The sequence below is a fragment of the Pirellulales bacterium genome (genome assembly GCA_019694435.1).
GTDB lineage: Bacteria > Planctomycetota > Planctomycetia > Pirellulales > JAEUIK01 > JAIBBZ01.
Map to the genome: position 1 here is coordinate 179,379 of JAIBBZ010000006.1, position 17,615 is coordinate 196,993.

General features: G+C 64.6%; 11 protein-coding genes. 7 read left to right on the top strand and 4 right to left on the bottom strand.

What is annotated here, in order from left to right; translation table 11 throughout:
- The first annotated feature begins 177 nt into the window (after positions 1-177).
- Both K1X74_07775 and K1X74_07780 read left to right on the top strand, forming a co-directional pair.
- Positions 178-1,791, top strand: coding sequence for a permease (locus K1X74_07775; protein ID MBX7166233.1), 1,614 nt, complete (start codon positions 178-180; stop codon positions 1,789-1,791).
- 26 nt (positions 1,792-1,817) lie between these two features.
- Entirely contained in the window at positions 1,818-2,405 is a 588-nt protein-coding gene (locus tag K1X74_07780; protein MBX7166234.1) for a lysophospholipid acyltransferase family protein, read from the top strand.
- Between the two features lie 37 nt (positions 2,406-2,442).
- Here the strand turns inward: K1X74_07780 and K1X74_07785 are convergent, their stop codons facing one another.
- Complete coding sequence (locus tag K1X74_07785; GenBank protein ID MBX7166235.1) at positions 2,443-2,931, bottom strand: DinB family protein; 489 nt, start codon at positions 2,929-2,931, stop codon at positions 2,443-2,445.
- A gap of 494 nt (positions 2,932-3,425) precedes the next feature.
- Between K1X74_07785 and K1X74_07790 the strand changes: the two genes are divergently transcribed.
- Both K1X74_07790 and K1X74_07795 read left to right on the top strand, forming a co-directional pair.
- On the top strand, positions 3,426-3,995 hold the full coding sequence (locus K1X74_07790) for a hypothetical protein (GenBank protein ID MBX7166236.1): 570 nt from the start codon (positions 3,426-3,428) through the stop codon (positions 3,993-3,995).
- Positions 3,996-4,558: 563 nt separating this feature from the next.
- On the top strand, positions 4,559-5,341 hold the full coding sequence (locus tag K1X74_07795) for a PEP-CTERM sorting domain-containing protein (GenBank protein MBX7166237.1): 783 nt from the start codon (positions 4,559-4,561) through the stop codon (positions 5,339-5,341).
- 54 nt (positions 5,342-5,395) lie between these two features.
- Here K1X74_07795 and K1X74_07800 read toward each other — a convergent pair whose 3' ends face one another.
- The gene (locus tag K1X74_07800; protein ID MBX7166238.1) at positions 5,396-5,989 is read right to left on the bottom strand and encodes a hypothetical protein; all 594 of its coding nucleotides are present in this window, start codon (positions 5,987-5,989) and stop codon (positions 5,396-5,398) included.
- Between the two features lie 246 nt (positions 5,990-6,235).
- Between K1X74_07800 and K1X74_07805 the strand changes: the two genes are divergently transcribed.
- Together K1X74_07805 and K1X74_07810 are read left to right on the top strand one after the other, a co-directional pair.
- Positions 6,236-7,984, top strand: coding sequence for a serine/threonine protein kinase (locus K1X74_07805; GenBank protein ID MBX7166239.1), 1,749 nt, complete (start codon positions 6,236-6,238; stop codon positions 7,982-7,984).
- 106 nt (positions 7,985-8,090) lie between these two features.
- A complete protein-coding gene (locus tag K1X74_07810; protein MBX7166240.1) occupies positions 8,091-8,762 on the top strand; it encodes an FHA domain-containing protein in 672 nt (223 codons plus the stop codon).
- An 85-nt stretch (positions 8,763-8,847) separates the two neighbouring features.
- Here K1X74_07810 and K1X74_07815 read toward each other — a convergent pair whose 3' ends face one another.
- Positions 8,848-10,344 (bottom strand): SGNH/GDSL hydrolase family protein, encoded by a 1,497-nt coding sequence (locus tag K1X74_07815; protein MBX7166241.1) that lies wholly within the window; start codon positions 10,342-10,344, stop codon positions 8,848-8,850.
- A gap of 107 nt (positions 10,345-10,451) precedes the next feature.
- Positions 10,452-13,421: a tetratricopeptide repeat protein gene (locus K1X74_07820; GenBank protein MBX7166242.1), complete on the bottom strand. Its 2,970-nt coding sequence runs from the start codon at positions 13,419-13,421 to the stop codon at positions 10,452-10,454.
- Between the two features lie 256 nt (positions 13,422-13,677).
- Here K1X74_07820 and dnaE point away from each other — a divergent pair, with 256 nt between their 5' ends.
- Complete coding sequence (dnaE, locus tag K1X74_07825; protein ID MBX7166243.1) at positions 13,678-17,253, top strand: DNA polymerase III subunit alpha; 3,576 nt, start codon at positions 13,678-13,680, stop codon at positions 17,251-17,253.
- Positions 17,254-17,615: the final 362 nt, after the last annotated feature.

Consider the following 17,615-nt stretch of genomic DNA (forward strand, 5'->3'; position numbering starts at 1 on the left):
CCGAGTGGGCATCCTTGGCACATGCCCTACTGCTTTCGATGAGTTTACCGAAGGAGAAGTGACATTTCCCGGAAAAAGCCAAGCCCGGGGATGCCAAATTGACAGGTGTTTTGCCGCCGACCTACACTCACAGCCCGCATATCCGCAACTCGCGTGCCCTTGTCACAGGTCGTTCGTTTGACGCCGTACCGTTGGGCCACTCCAGGTGACATAAACGCATTCTGCGGCTTGGTTTTGGACAACCTCGCCGTGATGGTGCTGTTGGTCAGCATGCTGGTGGGCACCTACGGCTTCGATGCAAGTTTTGCTCTTCGTTACATGATTCCCGGCACCGCACTGGGGGTGGTGGTCGGGGATCTCTGCTTTACCTGGATGGCGTTTCGCCTGGCCGCACGCACCGGACGCAACGACGTCACTGCTATGCCTTTGGGGCTCGATACGCCGAGCACCTTCGGGATGGTGTTTTTTGTCCTGGGTGATGCTTTTGTTACCGCCAAGGCGGCTGGACTTGCTCCGGAGGAGGCCTGCCGCCATGCCTGGCACATTGGCATCTGTGCCCTGATCACTAGTGGCGTGTTCAAGTTGGCCTGCGCAACGCTCTCCGGCTGGATTCGTCAAATTGTTCCCCGGGCGGGTCTGTTGGGGTCGCTAGCAGCCATCGCCCTGGTGCTGATTGGCTTTCTCCCCCTGCTCGAGGTGGCCCACCTGCCCGTGGTGGGGTATGTCACGCTGGCGGTCATCCTCACGGCTCTCGTCGCGCGCGTTCCCTTGCCGGGACGCGTCCCGGGGGCCCTGGGCGCCCTGGTGGTGGGTTGCGTCGTCTATTTCTTGATGAGCGCCACCGGGACGCTGGGCTACGATCCCGGCGCGCTATCCCACACAGCATTTGAGCCTCAACTGGGCCTGTTAGTTCCCTGGCCCAGCCTCGCCTGGCTCGATACGTTCGGCGCTTCGCTCAAATACCTGCCCGTGGTGATCCCGTTCGCGCTGGCGACTGTCGTGGGCGGCATCGACTGCACGGAAAGCGCGGCAGCCGCCGGCGACGAATACTCCACCGGGCGGGTCATCGCCATCGAGGGACTGGCCACGCTCGTCGCCGGGCTGTGCGGCGGGGTGATCCAGACGACGCCCTACATCGGCCAACCGGCCTACAAGGCGATGGGCGGGCGCGCCGCCTACACGCTCGCCGCGGCGCTGTTCATCGGCCTGGCCGGCATGACGGGCTCGTTCGCCTACGTCTATGCCTATCTGCCCAAGCCGGCGATTTTTCCGATCCTGATCTTCATCGGCTTGGAGATCACGGCGCAGAGCTACCACGCCACGCCGCAGCGTCATTACCCGGCCGTAGGACTGGCCTGCTTGCCGGCGATCGCCTACCTGGTCGTGATCTTCACCGACAACCTGTTGGCTCAAACGGGCACTTCGGTCGCCGCGCTCAAACCGCCGCTCGACGTGCAGTTGCCCACGCTGCGGGTGCTCTCGGCCGGATTTATTGTCACCAGCCTGTTGTGGGCCGCTACTCTGGCGTCGATCATCGATGGGCGACTCAAGGGCGCCGCCGGGTTTGTGGCCGCGGCTGCGCTGTTGAGCGCGTTCGGGGTGATTCACTCGCCGCTGCCCGGCAGCCCGATGTTCTTGCCCTGGAACCTCGACACCCGCAGCCTGCCCCCGGCGCTGGCCGGACAGACACCCTATCACCTCGCCGCGGCCTATGGGCTCGTGGCCGCGCTGTTGTTTGGCTGGGGCTTGTGGCTCGGCGATCGTAAGCTGACGGTCGACGAAGCACCCTAAGGCGGACGTTATCTCGCGAGGCGGACATGCGTGCCTGGTTCGGCAAGCTGATCTTGAAGCTCATCGGTTGGCGCCTGGAAGGGGGCAAGCCGGCGCTCAACAAATACGTCATCATCGCCGCGCCGCACACATCGAACTGGGACCTGCTCGTCGCGGTGGCGATGTCGATGGTCCTGGGGATTTACGTGCACTGGGTCGGCAAACACACGCTGTTCCGTTGGCCGTTCGGCGGCTTCATGCGCTGGATCGGCGGCGTGCCCGTCGATCGCCGCTCGCGGCACAACGCGGTGCAGCAAATCGCGGCCGAGTTTGCCCGGCACGACGAGTTCATCCTGATGGTGCCGCCGGAGGGCACGCGCCATCGGCCCGAGTATTGGAAAAGCGGCTTCTATTACATCGCCCAAAAGGCCAAGGTCCCGATCGCGATGGGCTTTCTCGACTATGGCCGCAAGGTGGGCGGCATTGGCCCGCTGTTGCACGTGACCGGCGACTTGAAGGCCGACGTGCAGGTGCTGCGCGATTTTTACGCGGGCATGACGGGCTACTATCCCGACAACTTCTGCCCGCCGCGGCTGCGCGAAGAGGTCGAAGCGCCGGCCGACGCCAAGTCGTGACGGGCCGCGGGCGTATGAACTCGTTGGCAGGCGTGCGCTAGATCAACGGCGCCTTGCCGAGCTTGCGGCGACAGGCCGACAACTGTGCGATGTGGAACGACTCGTGCGTGCACATCAGGTGGGCCAAGACGTCGCCGATCGTTTCGAGCGGCGTGCCTTTGAGGACCTCGACCGTCTGCGGCTGCTGCATGGCGGCCGGATCGGCGGTGCGCGCCGCTTCGGTGACGCGTGCATGACCCGCCACGAGCGCGGCCAGCAGCTCGGCCTTCGACGGCACGTTGTCGCCCAGCTCGGCCGGCTTGCTGCCGGGCCCGAACATAGCATGCCACGCGCGCGGGCACTCGCGCCCCAGCCCCAGCAGCCGGGCGGCAAAGTCGGTGCAGATCGCCAGGTGCCCGAGAATCCAAGCCGGCGGATTCGCGCCTGGAAAGGGCACCAACCGCAGCTCGTCGTCCGGAATATCCGCGGCGATCAATTGCACCATCGAGAGATTGAAGCGATACAGCGTGCGTTCGTGGGTAAACATGAGAAGCCTCAGCAGCCTCGGTGTACTTGTCGCGGCATGCCCATCCGCAGATTGGCCCCCAGCGACCGCGTGAGTTTAATCCCTGCAGCACGGCCTGGCTGCAGGGCATGATTCCTGCGGGCAGACGCTCATCCTGCCCACACACCCAGGGCGCTCGCTCTCAAAACGGTCATCGAGAAAAGGACGGGCCTACTGCTGTCGTCGAAGCAAGACGATGCCCGGCCATCACAGGGCGCCACTGAAAAACGACAGGCGCGGCCAGCATAGCAGCATCCCTGAATTAGCCGCCGAAACGCACAGGTCGCGCCCACGCAAGTTGCCAAGCCGCGTTACAATTCTCCGCGACGGTGGGTTGGGCCAGAGCAGGATGCCCTCATTTGCTTCTTAACGATGTGGATGCGATGTATGCTGCTCGGTAGAAGGAGTGGTTCGTCAACGCGAGAATCACAACGCATTCGTGCTTGTAGCACGCTACTCGCCAATGGAGGAATCGGATGGGATTGAAAATCCACTCCCTAGAAGAACTACCCTCCGCGCCCGCAAGGGGTTACTACGTTTATCTGCTCGACTACGGTTGGGACGAGCCCCTCGGCCGGGCGCTCCACGACAACTTTGATGAAATGGCCAATGCGGCATCGCGGAACAACGCTGCCGTAATACTTGGTGTCGGCAATGAGTTCAATGATGAAGTTCTGTCATGGCACGGAGTGAACGGCAGGAATGCAGATGACCTGCTGCCGGCAATCCTCATCACTAACAAACCTCCTCGTGAGTTCAGAGAACAACATGGATCTTGGAGGCGCGAGCACGACCACCTCGTGATAATCCCACTCCGAGATCAATGCAAAACAGCAACGGATGTCGTTCGGGTCATAGCGAGCGTTTTTGCCGACATAAAGGCGAATCGACCACTTGCGAACTTCGAAGTTGCAAGGGAGGATCGCGCAGGATTGAAGGGCGCGATCTTAGACGCGATCGTTTTGCGGCCAACCTTCGGCGGCATCGGAGTCGACTTAAAGGCGCTATTGAACAAGCTCGTGATGAGGCGACAAGATCGTGCGTAACTACTTGCAAGCATCACATTGCGACTCGCAGCAGTGATGCTCATCCTTGCGATATCGCCTCTGCAGTCATGACGAGCCGTCCCGAAATGTGCACAGTCTGCTCGCGATCTGCTTTGGACATATCAACCGACGCGACCGATCGGTCTTGTGTCAGCACCTAGGTCGAGCCGTCCCGTGTTATCGGCAGTGATCGCAATGAGATGAAAAGCTCGCAATTGATCTGGTTGCTGAATCCTTGGCCGAACAACGGTCCGGGGCTTCTGCTGACTGGCGCCAGCCGCGGTTGCGATGCTTGGTTCCGCGGCCCGCTTCACCGGTCCACATCGCGCGATTGCTCTCTCTTGCGGCACGCGGCCTTGGCGGGCGCCTTGGCAACTTTTCAGCCGTGCATCCTGCGAAAATTCAGCTAAAGGCAAGCACTTTTCTTTATCGGGCGGATCCCCCTCCGTATACTCAGCGCCCTCTTGCTAGCGCAAATCGGGCACCGTTTTCCCCAACGTCGGGTGAAAACAGCGTGACCTGTTTGCACTTTTCCCGGAGGGCCGCTGATGCGAAGTGGGCAGATGATGAGAAGCGTCGCATTTCTATTGATCGTCGCCTCAACGGTGTTGGGTTTCGCCACGACCAGGTCGTTTGCCGCGCCCGCATACGTTCACCTGAACCTGGCGGGTTCGAGCCTGCTGCTGACGATTGACGCGCTGGGTGCGATCACCGCCACGGTCGGCTTCAATCCGACCGGCACGCAGGAGATCTTCTTTGACGACGGCTGTGACCCCACGTCGATGACTTTCGACCATGGTGATTTTTCCCTGAGCGATCAGACCCTGCAGCTCAATCTCGGCGCCCTCGGCAATGTGCGCGTCGGCTTTGCAGGCGTGAAGCTCGGCGGCCTGGTGAGCACGGGCAACGTGCCGCTCAACTACACCGGCGGCACCTGGAACTACACGTTTGATCCGGGCGATCCGACGGGTGGCAATGTAACCAGCATCGCCATCGACGAGGGTCTGCTGACTTATGTCGGTTCGGGTGCCATCTCGCTGCTGCTCGGCTCGGGTACGCTCGATTTCGCGACCGACCCGGTCATCGCCGACCTGCCGTCGCTCGGCCAGACCGGCACGTTGACGCGCACGTTGTTGAGTAGTGCCAGCAGTTCCTATTCCGTGGTGCTCTCGGCTCCGCTGTCGGTGTACACCGCCGTAGACTCTGACCTGGGCATCTACGCCACGCTGCAAGGGGTGATTCTCGCCACCGGCACCTACATGTGCGTTCCGGAGCCCTCAACGCTGGTCTTGCTGAGCATTGCCCTGGTTGGCTTGATCCCGATTTGCCGGCGGATCAGGAAATAGCAGTCGGCTTCCATCTGTGCCAAACGGCAAGATTTGGCAGATCTCCTCACAACGTTACTTTGGCATTGCACCGGCCGCTTTGACGCTGTCTTCAAACAACAGCCGCCATTCGTGTTCTTGGATCGTCTCGCACAGCTCGCGGCAAGGGTTCTGGCCGCGGCGGGCGGATTCGCAGAGGTCAATCCAGGCGAACGGGTCCCAGGCCGCCTGGTCGAGCAGGAACGCGGCCGCCGCGTCCCCGTCGCCGCGCCCGTGAAACTCGGCGGCCACGTCGCGGGCGCGCGTTGCCAACTCGGCGTAGATCGGGTGCCGCGGCACCCGGCGGAACCAGTACTTCGCGTTGCCCGGGTCGGGCTCGCGGCGGTGCATGATGCCGTGCCAGAACGCGCCAGCCGCATCGTCGAGCCCCTGGCTGACCGTGTGCGACTCGTCGAGAAAGTTGTGATAGAGCCACAGGCCCGCGATCGCCGCTTCGGCGTACGACCGGTTGCCGAGGCGACCGTCGGCGAACAAGCTCTCCGGTGCAAGCGCGGCCAGCGCGCTGCGCTTCGCGGCGTCGGGCCGGCCGGGGCCGAGCGGATTGCGATGCGGCGGTTCAATCAGCGCCAATACGTCGGCCGCGAGCCGATCCAGCAATGCATCGGACATGGCACGACTCACTCCAGAACCGGTGAGAACAACCCATGGACTACGACCGGGAGATTCACGCGTATTCTAACGGGCCGGGCCTCCGTCGCGCCGGCGGGATCGGCGCCAGGGCCGCATTGCAAGCCGCGCCCCCTTGAACCACAATGAAGAGTTCAGGGGAGCAGGGAGGCGCTGGCTCCGCGAATTCCATCGGCCGCCCAGGGCCAGGGGGGCCGCCACATCCCACTGCAGGTATCGGCGCCGCTCATGGAGTCTCGCCGCCTAGGCCCGTTTGAACTCGGCGAGAAGATCGGCACCGGCGGCATGGGCGTCGTCTATCGGGCCACGCACCTGCCCACCGGCAAACAGGTCGCCGTCAAGCTGGTCCGGGCCGACCTGGAAGACAATGCCCGGATCGTCGCGCGCTTCAAGCGCGAACTGGAGATTCTCAAGCGGCTGCGACACCCGCACATCGTCCGCTGCTACGGCGGGGGCGTCGACGGCACGCGGATGTTCCTGGCGATGAAGATCGTCGACGGCGGCTCGCTGGCCGGGCTGGTGCGGCAGCGCGGTCGGTTGTCGTGGGAAGACACCATCCACTTCGGCGTGCAAATCTGCGAGGCGCTCGAATATGCCCACAGCGAGGGGATCATCCATCGCGATCTGAAGCCCTCGAACTTGCTGCTGACGCGCGACGGCCGGGTCAAGCTGAGCGATTTCGGCCTGGCGCGCTACCCGGGCGCTTCGGCGCTAACGGTCGACGGTCGCGCGCTGGGGACGTGCTACTACACCGCGCCGGAGCTGATTCGTGGCTCGGCGGCGACCTACAAATGCGACCTCTATTCGCTCGGTTGTCTGCTGTACGAGCTGGTGACCGGGCAAAAGGTCTTCAAGGCCGAATCGCTGGCCGAGATGTTCGCGATGCACTTGGAGAAGACGCCGGCGCCGGTGTCGTCGATCGCGCTCGACTGCCCGATCTGGCTCGAGACGCTGATCCACCGGCTGATGGCCAAGAACCCGGCCGACCGGCCGCACGACGCAGGCGTGGTCCGGGCGCAACTGCTGGAAATCCCCAAGAAAGTGGCCGAGCAGCAGAGCGTGATCGGCCATTCGCTCAGCGGCGAATCGTCGGCCTTCGGCATGATGGCCGACGGTGGCGAGGTGCGCAAGGCACTCGGCGGCGGCAAGAAGAAACGCTCGGCGCGCGGCCCGGTCTGGGACCAGCCGTGGTTTCTGGCCGCATGTTTACTGCTGCTGGCGGCGCTGGTCGGTTGGGCGCTGTGGCCGATGAGCGAAAGCCAGTTGTACGCGCATGCCCAGACGCTGATGAAAAGCACGGACCCGGTCGAATGGCGCCGGGCCGAGGAAGAATACCTGCGGCCGTACCTGGCGCGATTTCCCGAGGGCCCTCACGCCAGCGACGTGCGAACCTGGCTCGATCAGATCGAAATGCACATGGCCGAGCAGCGGCTGCGCAACAATCAGCGCTTGGGGCGCGAACCGAGCTGCGAGGCCGAACGGCTGTTCGCGCATGCCTGGAGGTATGAACAATTTGGCGACCGGATCACGGCCGTCGAGGAATACCGCAGCATGATCCACCTGCTGGGTGACGCGGTCGACGACAAGACGCGGCCGTTTTTGAACCTGGCTCGACGGCAGCTCGCCGCGCTCGAAGGACAGGCCGGTACGCCGGACGATCGCCGCCGGCTGGTCGAAGCGGCCCTGGCCCAGGCCGAAGAGCTGGCCGCCGCGGGCGACATGCTGGCCGCCCACACCAAGTGGCAGTCGATCATCACGCTGTACGGCCAAAACAAGGAGCTGGCTCCCCTGGTCGAGCGGGCACAGGCCCGGCTGGCGGGCCGTGAAACGCCGGTCGTGGAAACCGGCGAAGCCCCGGCAACTCCGGCCACGACGCCGGCCAATGCCACGGCGCCGGCCACCGCACAGCCGCCGCGTAGCGCCGACGGGGCCGCGGCAACGCCGACGCCGCGCGCCGTGCGGCGGCGAGCGAGTTGACCGCCGGCGCGGGGGCGTGCTATAAGCGCAAGCTGTGCCCGGCTACCGCGATCGGCGTGGCTTCCGGGCTCTTTTTTTCGGCTCGGACGAGAAGAACTGGCAGGCGATGGGTGCGATCACGATTCAAGTGATTGACGGCGCGGATCGCGGCCGCGTCTTCGAGCAACTGGCGACTCCCGTCACGGTCGGGCGCGAAGAAGGCAATACGATCCAACTGAACGACGAACGCGTCAGCCGGTTTCATCTGAAGATCCAGGAAGATCACGAAAAGTTCGTCCTCACCGACCTGGAAAGCACCAACGGCACCAAGGTCAACGGCGAGGACATTCAACTCCGCATCCTGCGCTATGGCGACATGATCGCCGTGGGGCGCTCGGTGCTGGTGTTCGGCTCGCCACGGCAAATCGCCGGTCGCTTGGCGGCGCTGCGCGGCGCGCCGCCCGAGCCGCGCGCCGCCGACAAAGACCAGCCGGCCGACGGCGGCCTCTCACTCGATTTCGAGTTGAACTACTCGGAGCAGGCGGCCGATCATGTCACGCTTCACGCGCCGCAGCCGCCCGAGCTGCCGGAGCACTTGAGCCCCGGCCAGGCCGCCCAGCTCTCCGAGCTGCTGGAGTATCTGCACCTGCGGCTGCGCAACCTGCTCGGCTCGGTGCGCACGGTCGAAGGCGCGGAGCAAGTGACGCTCGAGGTGCGCCAATGGCAAAGCCTGCTGGAACTGCAGGGCAGGCTGGCCAAGTACCTGCGCGAAGTGGCCGACCCTGAGCGGCCGGAGTAGCGGTCGCGTCATTCGTGGCCGCCGCTACGAGGCCGGCGGCGCTGCCAAGCCTGGCGTTCGCGAACCTCGCGACCAGCCGGCCGGCCTATTTCGCTTTCTTGGCCGGCTGCGGTCGCGGCGGATGCTCGACGATCTTCAGCCCGGGCCGCGCTGCGATCAGCTCGGCGCGCAACTGTGGCGAGACGGTGCCCGCGGTGACGTGCAGCTCGCGCAGTTTGGGCAGTTCGCCGACAACCCTGCGAAACGTGACTTCGCCGGCGTGCGTGTCTTGCAGCTCGAGCGTCTCCAGGTCGCCGAGTGCGTGCCAGTAATCGTGCAACAAACGAAAATCGCCGTCGTACGCCGCGAGACCGGCGAACGACAGCGCACGGCCATCGGCGCTCAGCTCGCCGCGCAATCCGACGATCCGAAACTTCGCCTGCAGCAGCGGCTCCTCTTGCTCGGTATGCAGCGGCGCCGGCCGGGAATCCGGCGCCAACTCAGCCTGGTGAGACCGGAGAAACTTGTCGATCGCTTGGGCCGCAATCGCGTGGGCCACTTCGTTCGGATGTTGATCGGTCGGGTCCACCCAAAGCTCGGGGCCCGCATAGGCGCCGTACGCCGCGCGCAGATCGAGATAGCTGACGCCGGCCTCGCGGCAGACCTCGGCCACGCGCTCGTGCAGCGCCTGAAACGGGTAAGCGCCGTTGAGCTGATGAAAAAAGGGAAAGATCACCACCATGACGGGCACCTGGTGCTCGCGGGCCACGCGAAAAATGCCCAGCAGGCTATCGCGGCAGCGGCGCCATTTCTCGCTGTCCTGCTCGAAGTCGGCCAGGCAATCGGCGACGTACATGCGGCCCGTGATTGCCTTGCGCAGGCTGCCGCGCGTCCAGGACCACAGCCGCGAGTAACGCGAGAGCCAGTCGGAGTCGAGCGCGTTGACGCCGTATTCGCGGTAAAACTCGACCGGGCGTCTTGCCGGAAACTCGGGGTCCTCGACGTCGTTGAGGACAAAGTTGACCAGTACCAGGTCGGGGTCGTACCACATGCCCCGCGTGGAGAGGATCTCCAGCTCGGTCTTGGTGTTCAGGCCCGCGATCCCCGTGTTGAGCACCTCGACCTCGCGCGGCCAGCCGCCGGTGTTCATCTGGCGCTCGAGCTGGGTCGAGAACAAATCTTCGGGCCGAACGCCCTGGCCCATCAGGTAACTATCGCCCAGGGCCAGGATGCGGTAGATCCCCGGCGGCTTGTGGACGGTCCGTTCCAGGTCGCGAAAACCGGCCGAGTTGAAGATGTACAGGATCGTGCGATCCTGGCCGAAATAGTTGCGCGGATCGGAATAGTACTGCGTACGGCTGATCGACAGCGGCAGAAACGCGCCGCGCGCCGCGAGGTGCGGACCATCGGACGTGCGAAACGACTGCGTGCGATGCGTCCGCACGGGAACGCCCAGGCCCAGCAGCCGAAAGACCAGCTCGCACACCGCGAGCGTCACCAGCAGCGAGCCGAGGGCCAGCACGATTTGAGCGCGGCGGCGCGGGCGTGGCGCGCGCGAAGCCGCGGCGGTTGGCTCGCTGCGGACAGCCGCCCGTTTCGCCAAGAGAACACCTGCTGCAGAAAGGAAGCGTGGCCGGGAACGTCCCGCACAGCAGGCATTATAGCCGGTTCGGCAGGCCGGCCCGATGGGGTCTTGATGTCCGGCCCCCGTCACGGTGCAACAGGAGGCTCCGCCGACCGGAGACGGGCGCTGGCCCGACGTTCCTGTTGATAGTTTGCTTGGTCAGCCGCAAGCTGCCGCTGGGTGGGATACCACAGCGCCCGCCCTTCGCGAGCCGATGCGATGGCCGCGTCGACCACCTCCTGCGCCCGGCGATACGCGCCGTGGGCCGCGGCCACCGCTGCTTCGACGCGCCGGACATCCAATCGGTTCGGGTCGACATAGGGCAAGGCAGAATCGAACAGCACCTGCGCACGGCCCGCATCGACGAACTCGTCGTCGGCCGTCGCCAGCAGCCAGGCCTCGGCCAGCCGGACCTCGCAACGAAACGTGTCCGGCGGTTGCAGTTGCCGGTACAACTCCAAGGCCTCGAGCCATTGCCCCTTGGCGATCAGGCACTCGGCGACCATCAACTGATAGCGTTCGCGTGGCCCGCCGACCTGTCGAGCCCACTGGGCGCATTGCGAGGCTCGATTCAGATCGTCCGTCGCGAGCGCCAATCGCGCGAGCTCGACGTAGACGTGCGGCTCGTACGGATCGACGATCAGCGATCGACGCAAGACTTCCTCGGCTTCACTAAAGCGCGCTTGGCGAGCCAGGATGTCACTCAGCACGAGCGCGTTTTCGGGATGGGAATTGGCGCGCAAGGCGTCGCGCGCGTAGCGCTCGGCACCGTCCAATTCACCCCTGAGACGCAAGCCGCGCGCGAGCTCGCGCTGCGCCGGAGGCCAGCCGGGCCGCAAGCGCAGCGCCCGTTGAAACGCGTCGAGCGCCTCGTCGGGCCGATGGGTCGCCGCGCAGATCTCGCCCAGCCGGTAGTAGATCAGGGCCGAGTCGGGCCGCAGCTTGAGGCCATCGCGCGCCAATTGGTCGGCCTGCTTCCATTGCTTGAGGTCGAGGGCCGTGTCGAAGACCGTATCGATCCCAGCCGCGAGCGTCTCCTCGGCATCGCCAATCACGCTGAACGCCAGGCAACTGGCCAACGACCAGGTTCCCAGGAGCGCCACACAGATGGACGTCGCCAGGCGTCCACGACGGGCGACGAGCTCCACGCCACGGCTGGCCAGAGCGATGAAAGGCACCACGACCGGCATGGTGTACCAGGCCTTGGTGACCGTGATGTATGCATGCACGAGACATTCGAACGCCAGTGCCAACGCCATGCACGCCAACGCGAGCAACAGCAAGGCATCGATCGGCTCGGGGCGCCGGCTGAAGCGTACCACGGTCGCCACGAAACCTGCCAAGACAAACACCGCAGGGATCAGGCATGTCAGGTAGCCGGCCGACATCAAGCGATAATTCCAGGGCGTGCGCCGTTCGATCGCGCCGCGTCCTCCGCAACGGCCGTCCCCCCAAAAAGTCGAGTACAGTGCGTCGTTCACCGATTGAAAGCCGGCAAAGAACGGCGCGCGCAGCACGGAGCCAAAGCGTAGAAAATCCTGCGACGTGCGATAGCCCGGATCCTTCCAGAACTGCGAGGCGTCCAATTCGGCGACATCGATTTGTCGGGCCAGGGGCGTACCGAAATGCCACCAATTGCGGGCATAGTGCCAGCCCGACACGGCGCCGCAAACAACGAGCGGCAGCGCCACGGTGGCCCCCCAATCACGAAACGTCCAGCGTCTCGCGAGGATCAGACGCAACACGTTCGCGGCGACGACGGCGGGCAACAACACGATGGCCGTCACCTTGCTCAACATCGCGGCCCCTAAGCCGAGCCCCAGCAGCAGGCCGCTGCGCCAGCCAGCCGTCTCGGCAGTGAGCAGTCGAACCGCACCATAGAGCGCAGCCGCCGAGGCGCAAGCAACGGCCGCTTCGTTCGTCACATACTGAAAGATGAACAGGTGCACCGGCAACCCCAGCGCGATGAGCAAGCCGAAGACCGTGGGCCGCGTCTGGCCGGGAAACAGTTGACGCAGAGTGGCAAACACCAGCGCGAAGTGCAGCAGACCGAGCGCCCGGGGCCAATGCCTGGCCACGCGCAATCCCGTCTCGGTGTCGAGCGAGTGACCGGCCGCCGCCACGATCGCTGCGCAAGTGACGTAAAACAGCGGCGGCTGGTGCATCTCGGCGCCGTCGCGGGCAAGGGGGAGCCGCCCGTGGTCCAACACGTAGCGGACGTAATCGAGGTGGTCATCGGCATCGAATCCCATCTCGGCCGGAATGCGCCAGACATTGTTGAGGAAGATGCCGCCCCAGAGGATGCTCCCGCCGAGCCACAACAGCGCCGCCGAATGGAGCCAGGATCGGTGGGCCGGCTGCGGCCCCGACGTGAGGTTCCAGGTCACGATCAACACGGCGGCCACGAGTCCGGCCAACAGCCCGGCCTGGCTGGTCAAGGCCTCCCAGGGCGTCGGCGGCCGCCAGTCGTCGCTTTGCGGATGTGGCGGTCGCAGCGCGTCTGCCGCGACTGCGTCGACTTCGAGCGAACCCGCATAGGTCACGCGCCACTGTTCGTCGGTCACGACGTGCGTGTCGTCCACCGCAACGTCGGCCCACAATGCCCCCGGGCCGTCCGGGTTGGTGACCTCGACGACCAGTTGGTTCTCCCCGTTATGCAAGGGCGGCAAGTCAACCGTTTGTTCGACCTTCCAACGGTCGCCGGGTGGTACCGGCAGATTGACCTCGATTCCGTTAACGAGCAGACGTGCCTGGCGAAAGGCTCGCCACGATAAAGTCGCCCTCCGGGGCGTGGCCGCCACGACCAGCGCGCGTCGATAGGTGGTGGAAAACCCGTCGCTACGTTTGGGCCCCAGCCACATGGAAGATGGAAATACGATCCATTTTCCAGTCGAGGTCCGGGGCAGAAATGCGACGTCCGGATCGTACTGTGCGACAAACCACAGGTAGCCGATCGCCAAGACGAGCCCGACGATGCCGGTGGACAGCGCCAACGCGGCCCCGCGGCGCGATGCGGCGACTGCACCTGGCTCGCCAATCGTTTCCGTAGTTTCCATCGCAGGCTTGCCGCCGACCGGCGGCCTGGCGACCGCCGACAGCCGCGGGTTTGTTGAGAGAAAACCTGCTGCAGGGAAAAGAACCCTCGATTGCGGAGCGACCATACCGGCGACGCGACCGAGTGTCAAACCGCGTGGCCATGTGGCGAATTGTCGTGGCCCGGCGCTCCAGTAGAATCACGTATCCGGCTAGCAGCGTAGGTCCCCGCCGCCAACCTGTGGGACTCCTGATGCGACGCGCGTGTGAGAGGATGCCATGACCAGTCGCCGGTTCGTTCACCTCCATTGCCATAGCCATTACAGCCTGCTCGACGGGGCCAGCCCGATCGGCGCTCTGGTCAAACGGGCCAAAGAGCTGGAGATGGACGCCCTGGCCCTGACGGACCACGGCAATCTGCACGGCGCGCTGGAGTTTTATCGCAAGGCCAAGGAAGGCGGCATCAATCCGATCATCGGCTACGAGGCCTACGTCGCGCCGGGAAGCCGGTTCAACAAGGATGCCAGCTCGCTGCAGGAAGGTAGTTATCACCTCACACTGCTGGCCCAAAACCGGACGGGCTACAAGAACCTGATCCGCCTCGCGTCGAGCGCCTATCTCGAAGGCTTCTATCGCAAACCGCGGATCGACAAGGATCTGCTCGAAGCCCATCACGAGGGCCTGATCTGTCTGAGCGGCTGCGTCTCGGGCGAATTCAGCCGCGCCCTGTTGCGGGGCGGCGACCCCGAGCTGAATCTCCAAGAGGCGATGGAGATCGCCGGCTGGTTCCGCAAGCTGTTCGGCGAGCGGTATTTCGTCGAGATCCAGAACAACGGGTTGGAAATCCAGCGGCTCGCTCTCGAGGGCGCGGTCGAAGTCGCCAACCGGCTCGGACTGCCGCTCGTAGCCACGAGCGACGCGCACTATGTCCGCCGCGAAGACGCCGTGGCGCAAGACGTGCTGTTGTGCATCAACACGGGCAAATTCCGCACCGACGCCGACCGGCTGAAGATGGAGGGGGATGAGTTCTTCCTCCGCGGGCCCGACGAGATGTATGACTCGTTCGTGGGTCTCGAAGAGGCCGTGGCCCGCAGCCAGGAGATCGCCGACTCGGTCGATATCGACCTGGAGCTGGGCAAACGGCACTTCCCTAACTTCACGCTACCCCCGGAAAAGACCTCGGCCGATTATCTGCGCGAGTTGTGTCTGGCCGGGCTGGCCGAGCGGTATGCCGACGTGCCCGAGCGCTGGACCGACGGTCAATTGGCCTCCGAAGTGCGTGAGCGCCTGGACCGCGAGCTGCAGGTGATCAACACGCTGGGGTTCGCCAACTACTTTCTGATCGTCTGGGACTTCGTGCGGTTTGCCCGCGAACGCGACATTCCGGCGACGGCCCGTGGATCGGGCGTCGGCTCGATCGTGGCCTACGCGCTGCGTCTGAGCCACGTCTGCCCGCTGCGCTACGACCTGCTGTTCGAGCGGTTCCTCGACGAGAACCGGCTCGAGGCGCCCGATATCGACATCGACTTCTGCAAAGATCGTCGCGGCGAGGTGATCGATTACGTCAAGAAGAAGTACGGCGCGGAAAACGTCGCTCAGATCGGCACCTTCGGCACCCTCGCGGCGCGGGCCGCGATCCGCGACGTGGGCCGCGCGCTGGGGATGCCGTTGCCGCAGGTCGATGCCGTCGTGGCGCTGGTACCCGAGACGCTGGGCATCAAGCTGGCGGCGGCGATCGACGAAAGCCCCGAGCTGAAAAAGCTCTACGAAACCAACGCCGAGATCCACGAGCTGCTCGACCTGGCCAAGAAGATCGAGGGCCTCGCGCGGAACGTCGGCACCCACGCGGCGGCGGTGGTGATCGCCGACCGGCCGCTGGTCGAGTATGTGCCGCTGTGCCGCGTGAAAGACAAAGACGAAGTCATCACGCAGTTCTCGATGGGCGACGTCGAGCGGGCTGGCCTGTTGAAGATGGACTTCCTGGGCCTGCGCAACCTGACGATCCTCTCGAAGGCCGTCGAGCTGATCGAGCAAACGACCGGCCAGCGGGTGGTGCCCGAGAAGTTTCCGCTCGACGACCCGGAGACGTTCGCCCTGTTGTGCCGTGGCGAGACGAAGGGCATTTTCCAGCTCGAAAGCGGCGGCATTCGCGATCTGTTGCAGCGGATGAAGCCGGACCACTTCCGCGACATCATCGCGACAAACGCTTTGTACCGCCCCGGCCCGTTAGAGGGTGGGATGGTCGACGACTACATCCAGGTGAAGCACGGTCGGGCCAAGGCCGAATACAAGCACCCGGTGATGAAGGACGTCCTGGAAGAGACCCACGGCGTGATGGTCTACCAGGAACAGGTGATGCTGATTCTCAATCGCCTGGGCCAAATCAAGCTGGCCAACGCCTATTCGTGCATCAAGGCGATCAGCAAGAAGAAGCTCGAAGACATCGCCAAGTACCGCGAGGCCTTCATCACCGGCGCCACGGCCCAGGGGCTGAGCAAGGGCGACGCCGTCGAGCTGTTCGCGATGATTGAGAAGTTCGCCGGTTATGGGTTCAACAAGAGCCATTCGACCGCGTACGCCCTGATCGCCTACATGACGGCCTATCTCAAGGCGCATTACCCGGTCGAGTTTATGGCCGCGCTGCTCTCGGGCGACATCCAGGGCCGCAACTTCAAGAAGAAGGACCAGCTCGTCGAGCACATGGAGGATTGCCACCGGATGGGGATCGAAGTCGTCCCGCCCGATGTCAACCATTCGAGCGGCGATTTCACCGTGGCCGACGGCAAGATCCATTTCAGCCTGGCCGCGATCAAAGGCTGTGGCGGCCCTGCGGCGGCGGCCATCCAGAAGGCCCGGCAGGAAAAGGGACCCTTCGTCAGCCTGTTCGACTTCTGCGACCGGGTCGATCCGCAGGCGGTGAATCGCGCCACGATCGAAGCTCTGATCAAGGCCGGCGCGTTCGATTCGCTCGGCGTTCACCGCGCGCAACTGGCGGCCGTCGTCGAAAAGGCCATGCAGGCCGGGGCCGCCGTGCATGCCGACCGCCGCGCCGGTCAAAAGGGGCTGTTCGACGACCTGGTCGATGACGACCCCACGCCGCAGCGCACGGCGAACTTGCCGAACGTGCCCGAGTGGGAACAGCGGCAGCGCCTGGCGAGCGAAAAGGAGGTGCTCGGCTTTTATCTGAGCAGCCATCCGCTGGCCGAACACGAAGCCGTGTTGTCGACCTATTGCAAATCGACCACGGCCGCGGCGGCGCTGGCCCACCGCACCGACGTGGTGCTCGGCGGCGTGATCGCGTCGATCAAGTTCAGCAACACGAAGAACCCTCGGCCCGGCAGCACGGCCACGCGCTATGCCATGTTCGACTTGGAAGATGCGGCCGGCATCATGCGCTGCATCCTCTGGCCCGAGGAGTTCACCCAGCACGGTACGCTCGTCGAGGCGGATCGCATCGTGATTGCCCGCGGCGTGATCGACAAACGACCCGGCAGCGACGAGGCGAATTTCATCGTCAACGAATTGATCCCGATCGAGGAGGCCGACTCGCGGCTCGGTCACCAGATGATCGTCCGCGTGCACGAGAGCGAAGACGGGGCCCGGGCGCTCGAACAGCTCTATGAAATCCTCCGGGGCTACCCGGGCGATTGTCTGCTCAAGCTGGTGCTCGTGTTCGAGGACGGCGTGCGAATGGCGCTGGGAGCCGGCAAGCTGCGGATCGCGCCGGGTGTCGAGATGCGCCGCCGCGTCGACGAACTCCTGGGGCCCGGCAATGTGACGTTTCAATCGAAGCCCATGCCGTCCAACGGCGCCGGACCACCGCGCCGCAACGGCTACGCGGGCTCACGCAACTAGCGCGCGGTCGTCGTTCGAAGTGCAGGTCGAGATCCGCCGACGGAGCACTCGGTATTCACTTGCCGCCGAACCACTTGCGCGTGCGGCCTCAAAACCGGCATAATCGCACTCCTGCGACGCAGCGGTGACTCAGAAACCGAGCCGTTTGCCGCGGAAATGATGCACCTGGGCGGTACGGGTTTCTTGCCTTGCCCAGGTTGCCCAATTACCATCAAACGTAAGCCTTTACGGCCCGGCTGCCCGCACTTCTTTCGGGCAGCTCGCATGAACTGCCCAAGAGCGCTCCCAATTGTTCGGAGGTTTGCCACGCGCGTGCGCGGCGACGTCCGGCCCTTGGGAGCGACCGGACACCGGTCGGAACA

What these genes read in the sequence shown, in the direction of transcription:
- K1X74_07780 (MBX7166234.1), top strand. Translation starts at nt 1,818, where the DNA reads ATGCGTGCCTGGTTCGGCAAGCTGATCTTGAAGCTCATCGGTTGGCGC.
- K1X74_07785 (MBX7166235.1), bottom strand. Translation starts at nt 2,931, where the DNA reads ATGTTTACCCACGAACGCACGCTGTATCGCTTCAATCTCTCGATGGTG.
- K1X74_07790 (MBX7166236.1), top strand. Translation starts at nt 3,426, where the DNA reads ATGGGATTGAAAATCCACTCCCTAGAAGAACTACCCTCCGCGCCCGCA.
- K1X74_07795 (MBX7166237.1), top strand. Translation starts at nt 4,559, where the DNA reads ATGATGAGAAGCGTCGCATTTCTATTGATCGTCGCCTCAACGGTGTTG.
- K1X74_07800 (MBX7166238.1), bottom strand. Translation starts at nt 5,989, where the DNA reads ATGTCCGATGCATTGCTGGATCGGCTCGCGGCCGACGTATTGGCGCTG.
- K1X74_07805 (MBX7166239.1), top strand. Translation starts at nt 6,236, where the DNA reads ATGGAGTCTCGCCGCCTAGGCCCGTTTGAACTCGGCGAGAAGATCGGC.
- K1X74_07810 (MBX7166240.1), top strand. Translation starts at nt 8,091, where the DNA reads ATGGGTGCGATCACGATTCAAGTGATTGACGGCGCGGATCGCGGCCGC.
- K1X74_07820 (MBX7166242.1), bottom strand. Translation starts at nt 13,421, where the DNA reads ATGGAAACTACGGAAACGATTGGCGAGCCAGGTGCAGTCGCCGCATCG.
- dnaE (MBX7166243.1), top strand. Translation starts at nt 13,678, where the DNA reads ATGACCAGTCGCCGGTTCGTTCACCTCCATTGCCATAGCCATTACAGC.